This is a genomic window from Paenibacillus sp. FSL E2-0178 (assembly GCF_038593005.1).
Taxonomy (GTDB): Bacteria; Bacillota; Bacilli; order Paenibacillales; family Paenibacillaceae; genus Paenibacillus_AQ; species Paenibacillus_AQ phytohabitans.
The window spans coordinates 5,292,847-5,316,003 of record NZ_CP151953.1; the positions used below are offsets into that span (position 1 = coordinate 5,292,847).

At 41.5% G+C, this 23,157-nt stretch carries 23 protein-coding genes; 22 read left to right on the top strand and 1 reads right to left on the bottom strand.

Annotation, left to right across the window (positions count from 1 at the left end):
• The 7 genes from flgL to MHI42_RS23050 all read left to right on the top strand — a co-directional run bounded on the left by flgL (window position 1) and on the right by MHI42_RS23050 (window position 5,182).
• Window positions 1-918, top strand: coding sequence for a flagellar hook-associated protein FlgL (flgL, locus tag MHI42_RS23020; protein ID WP_039302670.1), 918 nt, complete (start codon window positions 1-3; stop codon window positions 916-918).
• A gap of 15 nt (window positions 919-933) precedes the next feature.
• Window positions 934-1,500, top strand: coding sequence for a DUF6470 family protein (locus MHI42_RS23025; protein WP_342420759.1), 567 nt, complete (start codon window positions 934-936; stop codon window positions 1,498-1,500).
• Between the two features lie 128 nt (window positions 1,501-1,628).
• A complete protein-coding gene (fliW, locus tag MHI42_RS23030; RefSeq protein ID WP_342420760.1) occupies window positions 1,629-2,084 on the top strand; it encodes a flagellar assembly protein FliW in 456 nt (151 codons plus the stop codon).
• A 1-nt stretch (window position 2,085) separates the two neighbouring features.
• Entirely contained in the window at window positions 2,086-2,322 is a 237-nt protein-coding gene (gene csrA / locus MHI42_RS23035; RefSeq protein WP_042218068.1) for a carbon storage regulator CsrA, read from the top strand.
• 162 nt (window positions 2,323-2,484) lie between these two features.
• Complete coding sequence (locus MHI42_RS23040; protein ID WP_342420761.1) at window positions 2,485-3,462, top strand: Gfo/Idh/MocA family oxidoreductase; 978 nt, start codon at window positions 2,485-2,487, stop codon at window positions 3,460-3,462.
• Window position 3,463: 1 nt separating this feature from the next.
• A complete protein-coding gene (locus tag MHI42_RS23045; protein ID WP_342420762.1) occupies window positions 3,464-4,414 on the top strand; it encodes a Gfo/Idh/MocA family oxidoreductase in 951 nt (316 codons plus the stop codon).
• A complete protein-coding gene (locus tag MHI42_RS23050; protein WP_342420763.1) occupies window positions 4,415-5,182 on the top strand; it encodes an acylneuraminate cytidylyltransferase family protein in 768 nt (255 codons plus the stop codon).
• A gap of 98 nt (window positions 5,183-5,280) precedes the next feature.
• Here the strand turns inward: MHI42_RS23050 and MHI42_RS23055 are convergent, their stop codons facing one another.
• A complete protein-coding gene (locus MHI42_RS23055; protein WP_342420764.1) occupies window positions 5,281-6,849 on the bottom strand; it encodes a DUF2920 family protein in 1,569 nt (522 codons plus the stop codon).
• A gap of 329 nt (window positions 6,850-7,178) precedes the next feature.
• Between MHI42_RS23055 and MHI42_RS23060 the strand changes: the two genes are divergently transcribed.
• The 15 genes from MHI42_RS23060 to raiA all read left to right on the top strand — a co-directional run bounded on the left by MHI42_RS23060 (window position 7,179) and on the right by raiA (window position 22,959).
• Window positions 7,179-8,861, top strand: a complete 1,683-nt coding sequence (locus MHI42_RS23060; RefSeq protein WP_342420765.1) for a flagellin — start codon at window positions 7,179-7,181, stop codon at window positions 8,859-8,861.
• Window positions 8,862-8,997: 136 nt separating this feature from the next.
• Window positions 8,998-10,809: a 6-hydroxymethylpterin diphosphokinase MptE-like protein gene (locus tag MHI42_RS23065; protein WP_342420766.1), complete on the top strand. Its 1,812-nt coding sequence runs from the start codon at window positions 8,998-9,000 to the stop codon at window positions 10,807-10,809.
• A 30-nt stretch (window positions 10,810-10,839) separates the two neighbouring features.
• A complete protein-coding gene (locus tag MHI42_RS23070) occupies window positions 10,840-11,496 on the top strand; it encodes an acetyltransferase (RefSeq protein ID WP_342420767.1) in 657 nt (218 codons plus the stop codon).
• Between the two features lie 64 nt (window positions 11,497-11,560).
• Window positions 11,561-12,562 carry an NAD-dependent 4,6-dehydratase LegB gene (locus MHI42_RS23075; RefSeq protein ID WP_342420768.1) on the top strand — a complete coding sequence of 334 codons (1,002 nt, stop codon included), beginning with the start codon at window positions 11,561-11,563 and terminating at the stop codon, window positions 12,560-12,562.
• Entirely contained in the window at window positions 12,559-13,728 is a 1,170-nt protein-coding gene (locus MHI42_RS23080; protein WP_342420769.1) for a LegC family aminotransferase, read from the top strand. The genes MHI42_RS23075 and MHI42_RS23080 overlap by 4 nt, the downstream gene beginning before the upstream one ends.
• Window positions 13,721-14,893 carry a UDP-N-acetylglucosamine 2-epimerase gene (neuC, locus tag MHI42_RS23085; protein ID WP_342420770.1) on the top strand — a complete coding sequence of 391 codons (1,173 nt, stop codon included), beginning with the start codon at window positions 13,721-13,723 and terminating at the stop codon, window positions 14,891-14,893. The genes MHI42_RS23080 and neuC overlap by 8 nt, the downstream gene beginning before the upstream one ends.
• On the top strand, window positions 14,890-15,963 hold the full coding sequence (neuB, locus tag MHI42_RS23090; protein WP_342420771.1) for an N-acetylneuraminate synthase: 1,074 nt from the start codon (window positions 14,890-14,892) through the stop codon (window positions 15,961-15,963). Before neuC ends, neuB begins: the two co-directional genes overlap by 4 nt.
• Window positions 15,964-15,993: 30 nt before the next feature.
• The gene (locus MHI42_RS23095) at window positions 15,994-17,046 is read left to right on the top strand and encodes a nucleotidyltransferase family protein (protein ID WP_342420772.1); all 1,053 of its coding nucleotides are present in this window, start codon (window positions 15,994-15,996) and stop codon (window positions 17,044-17,046) included.
• A 212-nt stretch (window positions 17,047-17,258) separates the two neighbouring features.
• Window positions 17,259-17,654, top strand: a complete 396-nt coding sequence (locus tag MHI42_RS23100; RefSeq protein ID WP_342420773.1) for a flagellar protein FlaG — start codon at window positions 17,259-17,261, stop codon at window positions 17,652-17,654.
• A gap of 17 nt (window positions 17,655-17,671) precedes the next feature.
• A complete protein-coding gene (gene fliD / locus MHI42_RS23105) occupies window positions 17,672-19,189 on the top strand; it encodes a flagellar filament capping protein FliD (protein ID WP_342420774.1) in 1,518 nt (505 codons plus the stop codon).
• 27 nt (window positions 19,190-19,216) lie between these two features.
• Window positions 19,217-19,609 (top strand): flagellar export chaperone FliS, encoded by a 393-nt coding sequence (gene fliS, locus MHI42_RS23110; protein ID WP_340781857.1) that lies wholly within the window; start codon window positions 19,217-19,219, stop codon window positions 19,607-19,609.
• Window positions 19,602-19,937, top strand: a complete 336-nt coding sequence (locus tag MHI42_RS23115; protein WP_342420775.1) for a flagellar protein FliT — start codon at window positions 19,602-19,604, stop codon at window positions 19,935-19,937. Before fliS ends, MHI42_RS23115 begins: the two co-directional genes overlap by 8 nt.
• 227 nt (window positions 19,938-20,164) lie before the next feature.
• Window positions 20,165-20,362, top strand: coding sequence for a cold shock domain-containing protein (locus MHI42_RS23120; RefSeq protein ID WP_019915069.1), 198 nt, complete (start codon window positions 20,165-20,167; stop codon window positions 20,360-20,362).
• A gap of 339 nt (window positions 20,363-20,701) precedes the next feature.
• Window positions 20,702-22,141, top strand: a complete 1,440-nt coding sequence (locus tag MHI42_RS23125; protein ID WP_342420776.1) for an S-layer homology domain-containing protein — start codon at window positions 20,702-20,704, stop codon at window positions 22,139-22,141.
• A 260-nt stretch (window positions 22,142-22,401) separates the two neighbouring features.
• Entirely contained in the window at window positions 22,402-22,959 is a 558-nt protein-coding gene (gene raiA, locus MHI42_RS23130) for a ribosome-associated translation inhibitor RaiA (RefSeq protein WP_042140221.1), read from the top strand.
• The last annotated feature ends 198 nt before the right edge of the window (window positions 22,960-23,157 follow it).

Consider the following 23,157-nt stretch of genomic DNA (forward strand, 5'->3'; position numbering starts at 1 on the left):
ATGCTTAGAGTCACCTCCAATATGATGAGCTCACAGCTGCTGCTTAACCTGAACCGTAATGCACGTACTATGAATGATACGCAGCTTCAACTGGCGAGCGGCCGCAAAATCAACAAGCCCTCCGATGATCCGGTAGGTATCACATATTCCTTGCGTTACCGTGCCGAGTTGTCCTCGAATGAACAGTATACGAAGAATGTAGACAGTGCTTTATCTTGGCTTGATTACAATGACACTGTATTAGGACAGGCGGGGGATGTTGTCCAACGTTTGCGAGAGCTTACAGTGAAGGCTGCGACAGGAAGCAACCCTCAATCAGCTCTGGACAGCATCAACGAAGAGGTATTGCAGCTTAAAGAACAACTGGTGGACATTGCGAACAGCAAATTAAACGGTAAATACGTATTTAATGGTGAGAAATATGATGTCAAGCCATATGAATTTGCTAAGAGTGCCGATGGAACTTACGATACCACTAAGGAAGTCACGACAGATTCCGGACAAATTCAGTATATTGTAGGTGAAGGTGTACAAATGCCTATCAATATGACAGGTAATGATGTATTTGGTCATACGGGGGAAGCAGACAATCTGTTTTCTATTATCAATAATATTTCTGAAGGCTTGAAATCGGGTAACATTACAGCAGTTTCCGGACAACTTGATAAAATTGATACTCGCGTAGAGACCATTTTATCAGCCCGCTCTGAAATAGGCGCTAAGACTAACCGTGTAGAATTAATGCAGGATCGTCTGAGTGATTTAAACATAAATCTGACCGACCTTCAGGCTAAGACCGAGGATGCAGATTACGAAGAGCTCATTATGAAATCCAAGATTCAAGAGAATATTTATAATGCTTCACTTTCTGTGGGTGCTAAGATTATCTCTACAACTTTAGTAGATTTCATTAGATAACGGAGGTGATGCCCGTTGTTGCAGCCTATCCTGCAAATTCGACAGACACCTGCTCTGATTGGTATTGACGCTGATCCCGGCACGTTCTCCATCACTCAACCAAAGGCTGAAGTTAACATCACAACTACACCTGGAGAGTTAAGCATTCAGTCGTCACGTCCGGAGCTTACAATTGATCAGAGCCGGGCACGCGCTGCTTATAATGGCGGAAGTGTGCTGGATATGAATAAAAGAATTTATTCAGGTATTCAACAGCTATATCTTCAAGGTCTGGCCCGGAAAGTTGAGCAAGGGAATCGGATGGCTGAGTTTTTTAAAGCTGGGAATACAATTGCTGAAATCTACGGTACAGATACCGAGCCCAACTCATTCCCCGAGCCTCTAGGGCCAGCGTCCTATGACAATGTTGATATTTATTTTGACACAAGGGCTCCTGAAATAAGATTTCGGGCAGCACAAGTTGATATTCAAGTGGAGAGACACCGTCCGGAGACCGAATACACACGGGGCAAGCTAAATATTTATATGCAACAGTATGCTTCGGTGCAGTATATTCCGCCAGAAGTGAATGTTCAGATGTAGCTTCAGAGCTATAGATGTGCCAGAGAGCGCTTCTATAGCTTTTCTGCTGTTTATGTATCATATTAAATACAGGTGAAATGACCGCCAAAGTAAATAACCTGGTTTTGCACAGCAAAACTGTTTGAGGAGTGAATAATTTGATTATTGAGACACTGTCTTGGGGAAAACTTGAAGTACATGAGGAACAATTGTATCATTTCTCCAAAGGAATCCCCGGTTTTGAAGAGGATACTAATTTCGCATTGGTTGCTATGGAGGATTCAGCATTCTGGGTACTGCAGTCCATCGAAAATAAGAATCTCTCATTTCTGTTAGGAGATCCGTTTGCTTTCTATCCGGACTATGAGTTTGAACTTCCGAGTGCTGAAGCTGAGGAACTGGGGATTGCTTCGCAGGTGATTGTAAGATGCATAATTACCCTCAAAGAAAAGGTAGAAGAGTCCACGATTAACCTACTGGCACCTATTGTTCTGAACCCGGAGGAACTGAAAGGTAAACAAGTGGTACTGCATAAGGCTCCCTATCATACGAAGCATAGTTTATTTCAGGAACAGCCGGTAATCGACGGAAAGGATGGTGGATGAAATGCTCGTACTGTCCCGTAAAAAAGGTGAGTCCATTATCATTCAGGATCAGATTGAACTGACGGTCTTGTCTGTAGAAGGAGATATTGTGAAAATTGGCATATCTGCACCGAAACATGTCGATATTTTCCGCAAAGAAGTATATCTGTCTATCCAGGAAACTAACCGTGAATCATCTGCACCTGTGCAATCTGATCTCAATGCGTTGATTGACCGGCTGCGCGGGCCGCAGAAATAAAACTCATTGTTGTAATAGACATGGAGACAAAAAGTACTTATTTCAACGGGCACAGAGTATGAGCCATGGCGTGGTATTAACCGCAGCATGGCTTTTGTTATTGAATGTGATAGATTTATGAGTTAATAAATTGAACTAACTATTATTGCGAGGTGCTTTGTTATGAATATTGTAGTCATCGGACTAGGTTCGATGGGAAAAAGAAGAATTCGGCTAATCAAAAAATACAATGATCAGTATCAGATATTTGGAATTGATTTCAGCGAGGGACGCAGGAAGACTAGTGAAGAAGAATATGGCATTGAGACATTTACAAACGTGGATGAACTGCTTTTGAGAACCCCAGTTGATTGTGCGTTTATTTGTACTTCACCGCTATCTCATAGTGGCATAATAGGCAGTTGTCTTGAAAAGAACTTACATGTTTTTACCGAATTAAACCTAGTGACCGATGAATATGATGAGAACACATTGCTTGCTCGAGAGAATAATAAAATTTTATTCCTGTCATCTACGTTTTTGTACCGGCAAGAGGTGAGAAGGATTAAACAACTGGTTAAAGAAAGCGATTGTCTCTTGAATTACACTTACCATATTGGTCAATATTTACCTGACTGGCACCCTTGGGAGAATTATAAAGATTATTTTGTAGGAAACAAACGTTCCAACGGCTGCAGGGAGATTTTTGCTATTGAGCTTCCGTGGCTAACAGATGTCTTCGGAGCCATCAGCAAGGTCCATGTCATGAAGAGTAAAATCAGCTCATTAGATATTGATTATAACGATAATTATATGGTGATGGTTGATCATGTAAACGGGCATAAAGGAATGCTTGCGGTAGATGTGGTCTCAAGAAAAGCGGTAAGAAACTTTGAACTTTTTGGCGAAGAGCTTTTTTTACAGTGGGATGGGTCGGCTGAAGGAATCAGAGTATATGATTTTGAGCGCAAAGAAGAAAAAAGGATTCAGTTATATGAAACCGTGGATCAACTGGAACAATACAGTAAATTTGTAGTTGAAAATGCATACTTTGAGGAGATTGTATCTTTTTTTGCAGCCATTGAAAAGGGAGAAGAGCCTTTATATAATTTTTCTAAGGACAAGGTTATTCTAAATCTAATCGACGAAATCGAGGCTTAGTATGAAGATTCATTATAAGATTGCAATGATTGGACTTGGGTCTATTGGGACAAGGCATCTGTTTAATATTGTGAAAGTTCTTCAAGAGAGAAGAATTTCTTACTCTATTGATTTGATCAGAAGAGTTACCAACAAGGAGATAAGAGAAGATATCAGATCCATCATTACCCATGTGTACACAGATTATTCTGAAGTGCCTGATGATTACGATGTAATCTTTGTAACAAACCCTACATTTTTGCACTTTGACACCGTAAAGAGCTACCTTTCCAAAACTAAACATATGTTCATTGAAAAGCCGGTTTTCAGTGATTCTGCCGTCCCAGTTCAAGAGTTAATGCTTAATGAAAGGGGCATTTATTACATTGCCTGCCCGTTAAGATATACTGATGTCATACAGTATGTGAAAAACGAGGTCGATTTAAGTAAAGTTTATAGCGTGCGAGCGATTTGTTCCAGCTATTTGCCCCATTGGAGGGCTGGAGTAGATTATAGGAACACTTATAGTGCACATGCAGATGAAGGCGGGGGTGTCTCAATCGATCTTATCCATGAGTGGGATTATATCGTGTATTTGTTTGGACGTCCCGACAGAGTAGAAAATTTCAGGGGGAAGGTTTCGCATCTCGAAATAGATAGTGATGATTTGTCAGTATATATTGCTAAGTACAAAGATATGATGGCGGAGGTTCATTTGGACTATTTCGGGATCCAGACCATTAGAGAACTGCAGCTATTTACTTATGAAGATACTGTTATCGCAGACATTGCCAACAGCAGAATAACTTATCTTAAACGAAATGAAACGATCTCTTTTGCAGAGTCGAGAAATGATTATCAACTCAAGGAAATATCCGCTTTTTTTGATGTTATAGAAGGTAAGATCAATAATCCGAACGATATTGAGACGGCTATGCTGACTTTGAAGATTGCCAAAGACGGGAGCTTGTAAATGAGAATATTATTTACGATTTGCGGAAGAGCAGGCTCAAAAGGGATCAAGAACAAAAACCTGAAAAACTTTTTGGGTTACCCGTTAGTGTTTTATACGGCTTCAGTAATTGATTTATTCATGAAACAGAACTCTCATATAGACTGTGATATCGTTGTAAATACGGACAGTAAAGATTTGATGAGTTTAATTGGACAGAATCTGAAGCTTCAAGTCAATTTTATCGATAGAGATCCCTCCTTGGGACAAGACTACACACCTAAAATAGCTGTAATTCAGAATAGTTTTGAAATCATGCAGGGGAGAAACGGGGCGAACTACGATATGGTAGTTGATCTGGATATCACTTCACCGTTAAGAACGGTCGGCGATCTGCAATCCTTGATAGATAAGAAGGCTGGATGTGCTGCTGATGTAGTTTTCTCTGTAACTGATTCCAGACGCAATCCCTATTTCAATATGGTGAAACAATCTCCGGAGGGTTATGTAAGGGTCATTGACTCATCCTTTGACGCTAGGCAGCAGGCGCCGGAGATATTTGATATGAATGCCTCTCTGTATGCCTATACACCTTCATTTCTCAAAAGCGGCAAAGGAATATTCGAGGGCCGATGTGATGTGATTAGAATGACGGATACAGCAGTATTAGATATAGACAACGAGAATGATTTTGAGCTTATGGAGGTTATTGCGGAATATTTGTTTAGGTCTCATGAGGAAATGAGTGTAGTTAGGATGAATATTGGATTATTAACATCAGATGGATAAAAAGTGGATTTAAAACAAAGAAACCAGGTGAAGATAGAGAAAAACCCAGTGATTTTAAATACTGGGTTTATTTTTTAGGCAATCTCATTTATCTCAAACTAATGTTTTATATAAGGGGTGAAGACGGTATTCAACTCATTCTTCCATAATAAAAATTGAGGTACAACCTGGTGCGAGATTTGTTTCTCTAATAATTCCCATGAATCGTTGTTGAAATGAACAACTGTTTCAAGAAGGCTGTCTTTGAACTGTGTATCAACTACATGTAAATTGTTTTCTTTTAGGAATCTAGAGAATGTATCTATTTGCGAAGTTATTGAAGTGTGCGCATCTAGTATGTCTTGCATAACTATAGCGGCCTCATAATAGTTTTTGTCCGATATCTTAGCAATAATAAAGTCAAACCCTTCGTCAATTGAATCGCAAATATTCAAAACATCTCTCATTAACTGAAACGCATGTATTAAATTATAATCGGTTTTTATATTTTCTGTAATATTTACATTTAAGGTGAAGTTTTCTTTAAAACTAAAAACATAATTTTTGCTACCGCAATTCATTGTATTCACTTTATTATTTGAAAACTCGTTCACACCCTGTTCTTTCATTAGTCCATATTCTTCATCCTGCTCAGCAACGTAGTCAAAGAGTTTTCGTAAAGAGGCATTCATAGCATGCGTATATTTTTTAAATAGCACACCATCAAGATCATTTATACCGATTCGTTTATAGTAGGTGTAATTGTAGTTGGATAATAGTGTTGCCACTTTATCTTTGTCGTCTACTGAGGCGATTTGATCTTCTTCACAATGAAAAATATAATAACGTGTTTTCGAAGCAACCCTGTGCTCTCTAGTTAACAGATTCCGAATCTGCTTATGGGAATCTCCGAAATAGTAGGGAGAAGTCTCATCCAGAATAGTCCAGGGATTGTTGTATGCATACGGAAGTGTATACACTTTATTGTTGTAGTTAAGAGTAACAACATAATCTTGTTCTAATATTTCTCTACTTGCTACATGTTTCATTTGGGTGCGTGAAAAACCGGAGTTATCAATTATGACTGAGAACATATTAGGCGCAAACTTGCCACAAAGCATTGCTATATAACCGCCATAGGAAGAACCGTAAGCAATAATTTTACTCTTATTTATTTTAGGGTATCTTCTGAGAACATCTCCAAGTACAGTGAGACAATCCAGAGCAGGCAAGAAACCAAAAGACTGATACTCGTTTCGCCCAGTGCTCTTTAAAGCTTGACACCGGGGGTCTAACTGGGAAAGGCCTTTACTTTCTAATAGTGTTCCTACCTTCACATAGAAATCATTATCAGATGAAATGTCGCTCCAGTAAGTAGCTGGTACTCCGTAAATCTCCTTCATATTAATCAAAAATTGATCATCCATTATTGTCTCAAGTCCCCGATAAATACCAAAATAGTTTAAGGAGACAACAATACAATTATATTTCTCAGCAAGATAAGGATTTAATTTCTCTAATTGATAGGTTGAATTAGCAAGACCGCCGAATCCTGGAATTGTTAATATTAGACCAGTTACTTCAGTTATACCTTCGGCCGGTAGCGTTACATAATAATCTAATTCTTCTCTATCGAAATTTAATTCAATATCTGCATGCGGTTTAATATTAAAAATCTGCGTTTCCAAATGTTCCTACCCCCAAATTCTATGTGATCATGCTTTGTGGAAAGTTGCGATAATTATATTTATCGGAAAAGAGAAGATTATTCTAAATAGTTTAACTATCGGTATATGTGAAGTGAGGAAGTTAAGCTAAAGCATAATATGGTTTTATTACTACTAAGAGCTGAATTACTTTTCTGATATCTAAAAAAAAGTCCCGCGAGCTATAAACAACCCGATGTTCTCTGACGATATATAATTTAGACGCTGATCCGGCAGGGCGGCCGACCTTAATGGTTCGGCGTTTACCACATGGATGTGGAACTAACTTAATTTCAGGGAGGAAATATCAAATGATTATTAACCACAATATTCCGGCGTTGAACACTCACCGCCAATTGTCTATCAACACAGCTAACACTAGCAAAAATATTGAGAAATTGTCTTCCGGTCTTCGCATCAACCGTGCTGGTGATGACGCAGCTGGTCTGGCAATCTCCGAAAAAATGCGCGGCCAAATCCGCGGTTTGGATCAAGCTTCCCGTAACGCTCAAGACGGTATCTCTTTGATTCAGACAGCTGAAGGCGCACTGAACGAAACTCACTCCATTCTGCAACGTCAACGCGAAATCGCTAACCAATCTGCGAACGGAACAAACACTGATTCTGACCGTCAAGCACTGCAAGACGAAATGAACCAGCTGACTTCTGAAATCAACCGTATCGGTAACACAACTGAGTTCAATACTCAAAAACTGCTGAACGGTGGTATTGGCTCCAGCGATGCTGCTAAGTTAACTCAAGCTACAAGTGCGAAAGCCGTAGCAAGTACAGCAATTGCGGGTGGTGCTATAACGCTCACTGCCGGAGCAACTATTACTGTTGACAACCAAACGTTCGATCTTTCGAAAATTAAGGTTGGCTCTACTGGTGCTGCTGCTGCAACTAATGCTGCTGCATTGAAGACAGCATTAGAATCAGTTACCTCTGGTGGAGTTAAATTGTCTGATTTGGTAGATATTAAAGTAGGCGCAGGTGATAAACTAGAATTTACTGCTAAATCCTCAGGCACTTCAAGTGAGCTGAAATTCACCGGGGCTGCAGGAGGCCTGGGACTAAGCGCAGCACAAATAGGTAAAACTCTTAAGGGTGATCCATCAACTGTAGAACGTGCCGGACTTCAGGGGGGGGCTTCGCTTACTGCTGCTGACGTTACCCTTGCAGTAGGAGCAACGTTGAAATTCACTGTTGGCTCTGAAAGCGAAGTTACAGTCAACCTTAACTCGGGTACCACTGCAAAAACCTATGATACTTTAAATGCTGATCCTAACGTAGCTAAAGCCGCTATGGATAGCCTGGTTAAAGATCTGAATGCGGCTCTGCAATCAGCTGGAGTGGACAGCAAAATCACGGCATCCTTGTCGAAGGATAACAAAATCCAATTCCTTTCCGAAACAGGAAAAGATATCAAGTTGGGTGCTGGCCCTGCAGCTGGACTAGGAGTTACTAGTGCTGCAGCAATTGCTAATGTTCAACAAGTAGTTGGCGCTGGGGCACAAGGAGTAGGCTTCACTACGAAGTTCCAAATTGGTGCGAATACAGGTCAATCCATGTCCCTGCAAATCAATGATGTTCGTGCATCTGCGCTTGGCATCACTGGAAACGCTGGACAAGCTGGTTTCACAAAAGATAACGCTGTTACTAATGGTTCCAACGATATTAAATCAGAAGCTGCTCTGAATATTGCTACTCGTGAAGATGCTTCAAAAGCAATTGCTGTTCTGGACAAAGCTACTTCCCTGGTATCAAGCGAACGTGCTAAATTGGGTGCTGTACAAAACCGTCTGGAACACACTATCAATAACTTGGGAACAGCTTCTGAAAACTTGACTGCCGCTGAATCCCGTATTCGTGATGTTGACATGGCCAAAGAAATGATGTCCCAAACTAAGAACAACATCCTTGCTCAGGCTGCACAAGCAATGTTGGCACAAGCCAACCAACAGCCGCAAGGCGTACTGCAACTGCTGAGATAATTCAAGCAGTAGATTAAGGTAATTGAAGAAATTACTGACCATAGCTTAAGAAAGCCCCACTTTGTGGGGCTTTCTTGCTATACTAGCTCTGTAACTTCTCTCTAGAAAAATATTAAACATTAGCAAGGGAGCAGAAATGATGGATCTGTTAAGCCATAATATAGACATCTTGTCCAGTAATCACAACCATAGAATTGGAACACCGGACGCAAGCGAAATAGCCCAGGTGATGGTGGGCGTAGATGACTCCGGGAATGAGGTGCTGGTTTCACAAGATCAGACCATCCATTTGAAGAGTGTCTTTGATTATACAAATCAACCTAACCCGCTGAAGCGGGAGCTTGTTTTTGTTATCGGAGTTTATTCTGTAGAAGAAATCAGACAGCTTATTCAAATGAAAAGTGGCGAGTCCTTGCTCGTTATTATCGAACCAAACGCTGCTTTGTTCAATCATACTTTACAGTATAAAGATCTTTCATTTATTAATTCATCAGGGATCGTTCTTTTTGCTGATAAAATAAGTGAGTTACCTCTTTTTTTAGATAAGTTTCTTTTAACAGATGCGATATTTTATCTCAAAACAATTAAATTTTATTTCACCTACTATTATCGAGAATCCGACATCACCTCCAGTATAGCGATTGTAAAGATCATTAAAGAGGCCGTTCGATATAAAACACTTATGTATGGAAACTCTGTGGAGGATAGCTTAATTGGATTCAGGCATCACATGAAGAATCTGAAACATTTACCACGCTCAAAAGATGTTTCTTTACTGAAAAATGCGATGCTAAATGTACCTGCTATCGTGGTATCTGCAGGTCCATCTTTGAACAAAAATATTAAACAATTGCAGGGATTGAAAAATAAAGCGGTAATTATTGCTGTAGATACAATCGCGCAGCGACTCTGTAATGAAGGAGTTGTTCCTGATTTTATATGCTCAATAGAGCGGGGAATTGAAACCTACACTTACTTCTATGAAGGTAAAACATATCCTGTAGAATCGACTCTTGTTGGCCCGCTCGTTCTCTATCCTGAAGTGTTTGAAGAGTTTTCTGGCGAGGTAGTAATACCTATGAGAGGGAATGTGGGAGAGTTTATTTGGCTTAAGGAAATTATGGGTTTGAAAGATGATTATTCTATTAGTATTGGTTTATCCTGTGCTCATGTGGCGTTCGGTGTTGCAGAGCATATCGGGGCGTCCCCAATTATATTAATTGGGCAAGATTTAGCGTATGGAAGTTCTGAGAAGGAGACGCATGCCGGGGGGACTATTTATGATGATAAAGAACTAACTAGCAGTATGTATGCTGAAATTGAAAGTCTTGAAACCGAGGGGTATTACGGAGGGACTGTTGCAACGACTGAAATCTGGAATGCCTTTCGTACCTGGTTTGAGTTGGAGATCGCGAATAAGCAGTTGAACGTGATAAATGCAACTGAGGGTGGAGCAAAAATTGCTTATTCAGAACAGTTGAGTTTAGAAGAGGCTGGTAATGAATATTGCGCAGCCAATATTCCCTCTGTTCCTGAAATGTTACAGAGAATTGCTGAATATCCTCTAGATCATATGAAAATGAAGCGTGTGATAAGAGAGCAATACAATTATTTTCTTGATATCAAGCTGCAATTTGAACAACAGCAGAAGCAAGTCAGACGACTGAAAATCAATGAATTTTCTTCTGAAAAAGAAATAAAGGAAGCATTAAAGAAGATAGATCGGACGGAAGAGTTTTTTGGTATTATTTTAAACAATTGGCTTCTGCGGCACTGTTTGCAACCAGCAATGATCAATTCCGTTTGGAATCTATATGATGTTGAGCGTGTAATTATCCCTACTAATGTAATACAAGCGCGAGATATAAATCTTGGGTTTCTGGATATAAGTGTTTATACTTTAAATGAGATCGTTTCTATTTTAGAAGCAACGGCGGAAGCTTTATAAGCTTGCAAAAAAGCTGAAAGTTGGAGCAGGATGAAGAAAATACTTTTAATTGGCGGTGGAGGACATTGTAAATCTGTTCTTGACAGCCTTCTTAGATTAGACGTTTACTCAGATATTGGAATTATCGATAGGAAAGAAAATGTAGGGAAGGATATTTTGGGGATCTCGATTATTGGCAGTGATTATGATCTCCAAAGACTGTTAACTCAGGGTTATATCTATGCTTTTGTGACTGTTGGAAGTATTGGAAACCCTGCGCATAGGATCAAGCTTTTTCAACATATGTTAGAGGTTGGGTTTCAGACTCCTAATATCATTGATCATTCAGCTATTGTAAGCCATGATGCAGATGTTGGAGCAGGTGTTTTCATCGGGAAACATGCGATAATAAATGCCGGTTCTGTCATAAATACTGGAGCAATTATTAACTCTGGTGCGATCATTGAACATGATTGTTTTATTGGGGAGTTTGCTCATGTTGCTCCTGGAGCAGTATTAAGTGGAGGAGTTCAGATTGGTGAACATACTCACGTTGGAGCACGGAGTGTCATCAGACAGCATCTCACCATTGGTTCTGGCACAACGATTGGTATAGGTAGTGTAGTTGTATCTGATTTACGAAACGATGTAATCGCTTATGGTAATCCTTGCATGGAAGTTCGTAGTAAGAATGACGAAGGATTGTGAAAATGAGTTATCTATTGGATTTTAAGTCTAGAATAGAAGTCTTATAACCATCGGGGTGTAGAAAATGAGTGGAACAGGGAAAATATTAGTTACGGGTGCAGATGGATTTATCGGTTCGCATGTAACGGAAAAACTGGTCGAACAAGGATACAAAGTGAAGGCTTTCGTGTATTATAACTCTTTCAATTCTTGGGGATGGTTGGATCATTCGAAATACCAGGGGGAATTTGAGGTTTTTGCTGGAGATATTCGAGATCCGTATGGGGTAAAAACCGCTATGAAAGATTGCGATAAGGTTCTTCATTTGGCTTCGCTGATTGCAATTCCATACTCCTATCATTCTCCCGATACGTATATTGATACGAATATAAAAGGGACCTTGAATGTTTTGCAAGCAGCACGCGAATTGGAAGTCTCAAAAGTAGTTCATACTTCTACAAGTGAAGTATATGGAACGGCGCAATATGTACCAATTGATGAGCTTCATCCTCTACAGGGACAATCGCCATATTCGGCTTCCAAGATTGGCGCAGACCAGATGGCACTCTCGTTTTATCGGTCATTTGACACACCGGTAGCGATTATTCGTCCTTTCAATACGTATGGTCCGAGACAGTCTGCGCGTGCAGTTATTCCGACTATTATTTCACAGTTAGCGGTAGGCCAAGACAGGATTAAGTTAGGAGCCTTGAGCCCGACTAGAGATTTTAATTACGTGCAAGATACAGTTAACGGTTTCATCTCGGTTATGAACAGTAACAAGGCAATTGGCGAAGTAATTAATATAGGTAGTAATTATGAAATCTCAATTGGGGATACAGTTGCTCTGATTGCGGAAGTGATGGGTAAGAAGGTAGAGATCGAAACGGAAGAAATACGTTTACGGCCAGAGAAAAGTGAAGTTGAGAGGCTTTGGGCAGACAATAAAAAGGCTAAGCAGTTATTGGGATGGGAGCCTTCCTATGGTGGGATTAACGGATTAAGACGAGGATTGAAAGAAACTGCCGATTGGTTTGGAGATAACGGGAATCTATCTCAGTATAAGGAATCGGTGTACAACATATGAGTATAGTATGGCATGATATTGCCCGAAACGTGAAAGATATTTATCACGGACAACCGACTATTCCATTGCATGAACCGACATTTGATGCGCTAGAACTGGATTATGTAACAGACTGTATTCAGAGCGGTTGGGTATCTTCTGTTGGTAAATATGTCGATCAATTTGAACGGAATCTTGCAGATTATGTAGGAGTGCGCCGCGCTGTAGCTGTCGTTAATGGTACGGCGGCATTGCATATTGCACTGAAAATCGCAGGGGTACGAGCTAACGATGAAGTAATTATGCCTGCATTAACTTTTGTTGCTACAGCTAATGCGCTTACTTATTTGCAGGCTATCCCACACTTCGTAGACGTTTCTAAAGATACCTTAGGTATTGATCCCCACAAGCTTTCTGAGCATATCAGAATGATAGGAGAGCGTAAAGACGGCTGCCTGGTAAATAAGCAGACAGGAAGAGTAATTCGTGCTATCCTGCCAATGCATACGTTTGGTCATCCGGTTGAGTTAGATGCTTTGATTGACGTTTGTCAGGATTATGGCCTGATTATGGTTGAAGATGCTGCTGAGTCACTAGGCTCTTACTATAAAGGTAAACATACTGGTGGATTTGGCCTGGTGGGTGCGCTTAGCTTTAATGGCAATAAGATCATAACTACAGGTGGTGGCGGAGCGATTGTAACGGATGATGTGCAACTTGCCGATTACGCGAAGCATATTACAACTACAGCGAAGATTCCACACCGTTGGGAATATCAGCATGATGAAGCTGGTTTTAATTATCGGATGCCTAATATTAATGCTGCAATTGGCTGTGCACAGTTAGAGAAGCTCCCCCAATTTCTGTCTTCTAAACGGGTCTTGACAGAGAAATATCGTAGTTTATTTCAAAAGGTTAATGGCGTGAATTTATTCATAGAAGCACCATATAACTCAAGTAACTATTGGTTGCAAACATTACTACTAGATGAGCAACTTCATGATCGTGACCATGTATTGGAGCAGCTACATGCTGAAGGTGTGATGGCACGACCAATTTGGACTCCGTTAAATGAATTAGTACCGTATGCATGTTGCCCCAAAGCAGACTTATCAGTTACGCATCAATTGAAACGACAAATTGTTAATCTCCCTTCTACTCCGTTGAAAGGAGATTCTGATGTCTAAGCGAAAAGTATGTGTAGTAACCGGGACTCGAGCGGAATATGGTTTGCTGTTCTACCTGATGCAAGCGATTCAGGCAGAACCTGAATTAGAGCTGCAGATCATTGCAACAGGAATGCATCTGTCTCCGGAATTCGGATTAACCTACCAGCAAATTGAAACAGATGGCTTCGTAATAGATGAGAAGGTTGAGATGCTCTTATCGGCTGATACGCCTACCTCGGTTGCTAAATCAATGGGAGTTGGGGTGTTGGGACTTGCTGATGCGTTTCAACGTTTGCAGCCGGATGTATTAGTTCTTCTTGGGGATCGTTTCGAAATAATGAGTGCTGCTCAGACAGCCCTTGTTATGCGAATTCCTGTAGCGCATATTTCCGGGGGTGAGTTAACAGAAGGAGCCTTTGATGATTCTATCCGCCACGCTATCACGAAGATGAGCCATATACACTTTACTTCCGCGGATGAGTATGCTCATAGAGTGATTCAGCTTGGGGAACAGCCGGATCGTGTGTTTCAAGTAGGAAGCCTGGGTGTTGAAGGGATTCGCAGAATGGTATTAATGACAGAAGCTGAGCTTATAGATTTCTATAAATTCCCACTAGACAAGCTTCTTCTAGTTACTTTTCATCCAGTTACACTCGAAGTGCGAACAGCAGAGAAGCAGGTTGAAGAACTGCTGTCTGCATTGGATCATTTTCCGGATTTTATGATAGTTTTCACTAAAGCTAATGCTGATACAGAAGGGAGAATTATTAATCAAAAGATAGATGAATATGCTGCAAAGCACCCTGAACGTGTCAGGGCTGTATTCTCACTTGGACAGTTAAAATACCTGAGCACAATGAAGTATTGCTCAGCGGTGATTGGCAACTCTTCAAGTGGAATTATTGAAGCTCCGGTATTCTCTAAGCCAACGGTTAATATCGGTGACAGACAGAAGGGGCGACTCAGAGCAGGATCCATCATTGATTGTGTCACGGAAGAAGGAGATATCATCAAATCCATTCATCAAGCGCTATCTCCGTCATTCCAACATTTTGTAAGCAAAATTGTGCTGCAGTATAATGGGACAACGACATCGGCAGATATTACACATATCCTTAAAACGATAGATTTAAAAAACATTTTACAAAAAACATTTTTCACAGGTCCGGAGGTAAAGGGATGAGCTCGACGTATGTGATTGCTGAAGCTGGTGTAAATCATAATGGTGATATGCTAATGGCGAAGCGGTTAGTAGATATAGCGGTGAATAGCAAAGCTGATGCTGTGAAATTTCAAACATTTAAAACTGAACTTTTAGTTAGTAAAAATGCACCTAAGGCGGAATATCAGATACAGTCGACTGGCGGGAATGAATCGCAATTTGAAATGGTGAAAAAGCTTGAACTTTCGTTCGATCAATTTCGCGAGTTGAAAACATATTGTGATAATTCGGGTATTGAATTTCTGTCAACTCCGTTTGATATAGAAAGTGCGGATTTTTTAATTGATGAGTTAAATCTAACTACTATTAAAATACCCTCTGGGGAAATTACAAATGCTCCATTACTTTATCATATTGCCTGCAAACAGTCGGATATCATTTTATCAACAGGGATGGCTACTTTAAGCGAAATAGAAGAAGCTCTTGGAGTAATTGCTTTTGGTCTTCTTCAGAAAAATGAGCTACCCTCTATCAGCGCATTTCGGTCGGCGTATTTATCTCCAGCGGGACAGCGGAAATTGCGGTCTAAGGTTAAGCTGTTACACTGTACTACAGAATATCCAGCTCCTGTTGAAGATGTGAATTTACTGGCTATAGAGACAATGAATAGGGCGTTTGGACTGGCAACCGGCTATTCTGATCATACGGAAGGCATAGCTGTAACGATTGCTGCCGTAGCGTTAGGTGCGTCGATTATTGAGAAGCATTTTACACATGATAAACAAGCAGAAGGACCTGATCATAAAGCATCGCTTTCTCCGGAAGAGTTACAGTTGTTGGTTCAAAGCATTCGCCAAGTAGAGACAGCGAGAGGTACAGGCATCAAAATTCCTGCTGAATCTGAAATGAAAAATATTAGTATTGCCCGTAAGAGCATTGTTGCTCATACAAGAATTATGCAAGGCGAGCAATTAACGGCGAATAATATCGCAGTTAAACGTCCGGGTGGGGGGATTTCACCGTTTGAGTACTGGAAAATGCTAGAGACAGCGGCTGCGAAAGACTTTGAGGAAGGCGAGTTGCTCAATTAATAACATCATCTTTTCCAAGGAGCGATGCAGATGGAAAAATGGAGAGAAATATTGATAGCTCCAGAGACTACCATATTAAATGTTATGGAAATAATCGATAAATCATCACTGCAGTTTGCAGTAGTAATTGATGAAGAAAATCGCTTGCTGGGAACAGTCACCGATGGAGATATTCGACGGGGAATTTTACGAGGGTATCCGTTAGACACCGCAATCGAACAGGTAATGAATAACAATCCAGTATATGAGAGACAAGGGAAGCGGATTTCTTATTATAAGGAATTAATAAAAGAGAAGAAGCTGAAGCAGCTTCCTATCGTAAATGGTAGAAAGCAAATTGAAAATATTCTATTTGCGGAAGATATTCTTAAGTTCCTTCAAAAAGATAACATTGTTATTTTGATGGCAGGGGGTATGGGGACTCGGCTACGTCCGCTTACAGACGATATTCCAAAGCCGATGCTTATGGTTGGAGGCAAACCTATTTTAGAGACAATTATTGAGAGCTTTAAGAGCTTCGGGTTCACGAACTTTATGCTGTCAGTTAATTATAAAAAAGAAGTTATTGAAAATTATTTTCAGGATGGTTCGCATTTCGGCGTTCGTATCCAGTATATTGAAGAAAGCAAACGATTAGGCACGGCCGGTGCGCTGTCTTTATTAACACAGCAGCCCAATCTTCCTTTCTTTGTAATGAATTCAGATCTCCTTACTAAAATTAACTATGAGCAATTGCTGGATTTTCATCAAGAATCTTCTTCAATGGCAACTATGTGTGTGAGAGAATATGAATATCAGATTCCTTATGGCGTAATAGAAACGGAGCACCATCGCCTGCTCTCTATCGTAGAAAAGCCTAAGCATAAAAGCTTTGTTAACGCAGGCATCTATGTGCTTGATCCAGAAATACTGCAATATGTTCCCGGAGATGAATTCTATGATATGCCGGACTTGTTTAAGAAGTTGATTACGATGAATAAAGAGGTCGCTGCTTTTCCATTAAGAGAATACTGGCTTGATATTGGACAGGCGGCGGACTATGATAAGGCCAATGGTGATTATAAGGGCGTTTTTTATGATTAATAACAGATAACGCTGAGATCATCTACTATACTGCTTCTTTTAAGGTTATAGTTCTAATAGAATCGATATTACATGTCCATATTTTAGTTTCAAGCTCTAGTTATATAAATAACTTAGAGCTTTTTTCTCTTGACTTCACCCCGAATCCTAAATTATCCCTGAAAGTAACCGATATATAGAGTATAAAATGAGTGTTGGTGGAGGTCGGGGTTATGAATGTACAGTTCTCTCTTTCTGCGAGTTCGACAACAAGCGTCCAGAACAACAAGCCGGAAGTAGTGCCGGTTAGTTCTGAACAAGCAGCATCTGCTAATCAAGTAGCAGGAATTCGTACTACAAGGGATATGAATGTAAAGGAAAAGCAGGGCGTGAATGTATCCGTTGCGGAGGAGCAGTTGATCCGAACCATTGAAAGAGCTGTGAAATCTCTTCAGGGACCCCAGACCACGCTTGAGATCAGCATCCATGAGAAAACACACGATATTATGGTGAAAGTACTTAACAAGGATACCGGTGAGCTTATACGTGAAGTGCCCCCTGAGAAGACACTGGATTTGGTAGCCAAGATGATGGAAATTGCGGGGATATTGGTTGACGAGAAAATATAGAACAAGGGGGTGTCGAATTGGTAACACGCGTAAATGGATTTTCGGGTATGGATATTGACAGTATGGTTAAGAGCATGATGACGGCCAAAAAAGCGCCGCTCGACAAAATGAATCAGCAGAAGCAGCTTTTAAACTGGACAAGAGAGAGCTATCGAGAAGTAAGCAGTAAGCTTTATGATTTTCGATACAATAAACTTATTACTAAGTATGGAAGTAATGATGTTCTTACAGTCAGTAAGGCAGTTGTATCGGGGAATACGGATGCTATCAAAGCTACCGCAAGCTCTAAAGCCAATGGAATTGATATGGAAGTATCTGTGAGCCAATTAGCAACGAAGACAACTGTTACGACGGCGGGGGCTGGATCGGGTAAGCAGAGTACCAACACACTAGCGTCGCTGCAATCCGCCTTTGACGGCTCTGTCCCAACCTCCGATGAGGCCAAGGCGAAAGAATTTAAATTAGTTGTAAATGATCAGACCTTTACTTTTAAAGGATCTACTGATATTCAGACGGTTATTGCTACTATAAATGACAATTCTCTGGCTAATGTCACCGCTACTTTTGATGAGACAACCGGGAAGTTTGCCTTAGCCTCTAAAACAAGTGGTACAACCGGCACAGTTACATTGGGTTCTGGTACGGATGATAATACGCTGCTGAGTCTGTTTAACAAAAAAGATCAGACTGAATTACAATGGCAGACTGAAACGGGAAAAGATTCAATTTCGAAAATAAATGGTGTTGAATACATCAAACCTGACAATACATTTACTGTAAATGGGGTGGCTATCACCCTTTTAACTAGAACTAATACATCCGGGACAGATATCCCTTCTAAAATAACAACACAGACAGACACTACAGCAGCAGTGGACGTTGTTAAAAGCTTTGTTTCTGATTATAATACGTTAATTGCTGCGTTGAATACTAAGATTGATGAAGAGAAATATAGAGATTACGCACCACTTACAGACGAGCAGAAGGCAGAAATGAAAGAAGCGGACATTACAACATGGACCCTGAAGGCACAAAGCGGCCTGCTCAAAAATGATGATATTATCAAATCAGTATTATCTGAAATGAGAGCCCATATTACTGAGCAATTGGGTGGACTTGCTGAAATGGGGATTACTACCGGGACGTATGCTGAGAATGGGAAACTAATCCTGGATGAAAATAAACTCAAAACAGCTATGGAAGCCAATCCCACGAAACTTATGAATATACTACAAGGGCCACCGAGTGCACCTACGACTGGTATTTTTGATAAGATGGCATCTTCTGTATTTAGCGCCATTGAAAAAATCTCTAATCGTGCAGGGACTAACCGTTACTCTGCTGATCTTACCAGTACCTTCAAAGAAGAAAGTGTAATGGGGAAGAAACTCAAAGAGTATAACTCGCGTATCACTACAATGCTCACTTACTTGGATAATCAGGAAACTCGTTTGTATAAACAATTCACCGCTATGGAAACTGCCATGAATAAGCTCCAGTCTCAGTCTTCCAGTCTATTCTCAACTTCCAGTTAAGTTATTTTAAATTAGAGGGTGACAACATTGATTAAATCTCCTTACGACAAATACCGCCAGTCATCAGTCCAGACCTCAACACCTGCGCAACTCGTAATTATGCTGTATGACGGGGCTATCCGTTTCGTGAAAACGGCTTTGGATGGGCTGAACAAACAGGACTTGGAGAAATCCAATCTCAATTTCGGCAAGGCTCAGACGATCATCAGCGAGTTAATGAGTACACTGGATCATTCGATTGAGGTATCCAAAGGTCTCTACTCTCTATACGAATATACGAACTACTTGTTAATCGAAGCCAACATCCACAAGAACCCGGCAAAGGCCGAAGAAGCCATCGGCTATCTTACGGATCTGCGCGAAACCTGGCTGCAGGCATCCAAGCTTGCCGCGACTCAGACTGAGATTGCTAATGGATGAACTAATCCGTAGTCTGGACCTGCTTACCCGTGAGATGATGAGCAGGCTTCAGGAAGCAACATACGAGGAGCTTGTAGTATTTGTAGAGGAACGCCAGAAACTTGTCGATTCCATTGCAGAAAAAGTCGCAATTTATCCTTCGTCGGCTGCACAAAAACAAGAAATCAATCGGATTCTAGGATACGATAATGAGCTGCTGGACCGGATGAATGCTCTTCGTCAGGAAGCCCAGAACTTTCTGCAGAAACGCGGCCAAGCCAAGATACAGCGCAGTGCCTACGAGCAGAATTACACTCCCGACAGCATTCTAATGGACCGAAAAAAATAATAGATTCCAGATGTTTCAGCTGGGGAGCGGGCGGGTATTTAAATAGCGTCTGCTCCTTTTTTGTATCTTGTATCACAGAATTTGCCTTTTTTAAGAGAAATTTAAGGATGGTAAAATATTGAAAGTAATCATTTACTATTCCAATTGACAATAGAGAAGCAGCGGTGGTATAGTCGAATTGTGAGCAAGACTCACGTTCATCTGATGACGAAGGGAATGTTTAGTCAATGGAAGGTAAAGTAAAATGGTTTAACGCAGAAAAAGGTTATGGTTTCATCGAAACTGCCGATGGTGGCGACGTATTCGTACACTTCTCCGCGATTCAAACTGACGGTTTCAAGACATTGGACGAAGGCCAATCCGTAGAGTTCGATATCGTTGAAGGCGCACGCGGACCACAAGCAGCTAACGTCATCAAATTATAATCATCCGGCGAAGCCGACCTACATATATGGTAGATGGTTAGCAATTGAGACAACGCTAGCGTTAGACCTTGGGATAACTCCCAGGGTCTTTTTTACGTTCATTTCACAAATGACACGCAACATAAGGCGGAAAAGACACATCATTAGACACTTTGTAAAGTTTTATTTCAATAATCCGTTAATTCCCTCCAAAATATGGGTAATGAGAGACGTTGGGCTTTTTGTTGCCTAGATAGCACCTCATTATTAGCTTAGGCGTATGCTTCCGAAAAGAACCTAGATAAGAAGACATGCAGTGAAGCCTATGCCCATCAAACACTCAGGAGGATGAACAAAAGAATGAAGAAAACATGGCGTGGCCTTATGGCCGGATTACTTGGTATTTCGATGTTGCTCGGATCATTAGGCAGTGTGTCAGCTGCGGCTACCCCCAAAGACATTCAAGGTCACTGGGCGCAGAAGCAATTGCAGAGCTGGCTGGATAAAGGATACCTGGGCGGTTATCCTGACGGAACGGTGAAGCCGAACAAGGCTATTACCCGTGGCGAGTATGTTGCACTGATCAATCGCCTGTTCGGGTTCACCGAAACGGCTTCCATTAGCTTCACGGATGTCAAAAGCACAAATTGGGTCTACAGCGAAGTAGCCAAAGCCGTAAAGGCCGGTTACATCGGCGGGTATGAGAATAATACCTTCCGTGCCAACAATCCGCTTACCCGGCAGGAAGCGGCTGTCATTGCAGCCAAAGTCCTGAAGCTGAGTACAAGCTCTACTACACTTAAGTTCAAGGACAGTGCCCAAGTGGCAGCCTGGGCCAAAGGTGCGGTTGTAGCAGCAGCAGACAAGAAGATTATTAATGGTTATCCGGACGGAACCTTTGGACCGAAGAAATCACTTACACGGGCCGAAGCGGTAGGAATCATCAGTAACTCTGTTGTCTATAAACCGGCAGGCACTGGTGGAGTGACACCTACACCGGCCCCTACAGCAACGCCTGCTCCTACAGCAACACCTGTGCCAAGCACCAGCCCAACAGCAACCCCGGTTACCGGTGGTAGTGGTGGCGGCACTGGCGGTGGTGGCGGCACCGTTACCTTGCCTTCTGTAAGCAATGTGACCTACGGTCATGTGGGTTCGGTTACTGCAGATGTATATGTTACGCCTTCGGTAACAGGGGCAGTATACTATGTAGTTGCTCCTTACAGCATGAATGTAACAGCACCAACTACAGCGCAAATGAAAGACGGATTGACTAGTGCAGGAACAGCAGGCGTTCACTCTGGCACAATCGCAACAACTGCTAATACAACCGTTGCGTTCTCTGTATATGGTCTGAGTGCAGGTACTGAATATACCGTATATGTCGCTCTGGCTGATAATTCAGGCAATTGGTCTGGCGTAACACCGCTTCGATTGAAAACAGCAGCAAGCAGCACCATATCGCTTACACAGGTTGGAGTGACTAGCATTGGAACGGTGACTGCCGATGTATATGCTAAATACGGCCAGACTGGCGAACTCGCTACACCGCTGAAATATGTTGTGGTTAAAGCAACGGAAGCTGATCCTACAGCACAACAAATTTCTGAAGGAAAGGATAGTGCTGGCGTTGTCTTAACGGGAACTTTTGCTGGTCCGAATTCTACAGTGTCTCCAGGTGTCAAGCATACCTTTACGCTAACCGGACTGACTTCCAACACAGCCTATAAAGTCTTTTTCATCACTGGTTCTAATGGTAACTTCTCCCAAGTAGAGATTTTGCGCATCCAGACCAAATAAGTAAGACAAATAAATCAGACGCTACTGTCTGCAATATGCAATATGTCAGCAATCATTCATAATCTAGACTTCAAAGTGAGATAATACTGTAGCTGTAATGGTCCGGCCAGGGCGAGTTCATGCGCTAGCCGGGCCTGTTTATTGTTTAGGGCAAGGCTATGACATCTTTTGTTAGCTAAATGTAAAGGCTGTCATGATTTGTTTTTTACTTAGCCCTGACAATTTGCTATAATGAAAAGGTAAACAAAGGAGGAGTGCCCATGCAATTCAGCATTCGAGGTCAACAAATTGAAGTGACCGACGCTTTGAGAGACTATGTTGATAAGAAGCTCAGCAGACTTGAGAAGTATTTCGATGCACCCCCTACCTCAGAAGGATATGTGACGCTTGGCGTCGTTCGCGGCCTTCATACGGTGGAAGTTACAATCCCTCTGGCAGGTGTGACGCTTCGTGCGGAAGACCGCAGCGATGATATGTATGCATCCATCGATGCCGTAGTGGACAAGCTGGAACGTCAGATCCGCAAGCACAAGACCAAACTTAACCGCAAGTTCCGCCAGGAAGGCAGCTTGAAGACCTTGTTCGTAGAAGGTTCGGCCAGCGCCGTAGCTGTTGAGGATCAGGAACAGGATTATGATGATCTTGAGGTTGTGCGGAACAAACGCTTCACCTTGAAGCCTATGGATGTGGAAGAAGCGATTCTGCAAATGAACATGATTGGACATACATTCTTCGTGTTCTCCAACATCGACACTTCTGAAGTTAGCGTTGTTTACAAACGCGATGACGGCAAGTATGGTTTGATCGAACAGAACTAACCTGCTAACCGGAAATTGCTGGTATAAGGAAGGGCTTCCGTTTCAGCCTGACGTAGACAATTAGACGAGCCCCTATTCGCTTAAAGCGAATAGGGCTCTTGTGCGTATATACAGAAGGTAGAGGCAAGAATACCTGCATCTGTTCCTATGAAAAGGCATTATGCAGAATAAGGTTGCGGCAGCTTGTATTGCGGCTTC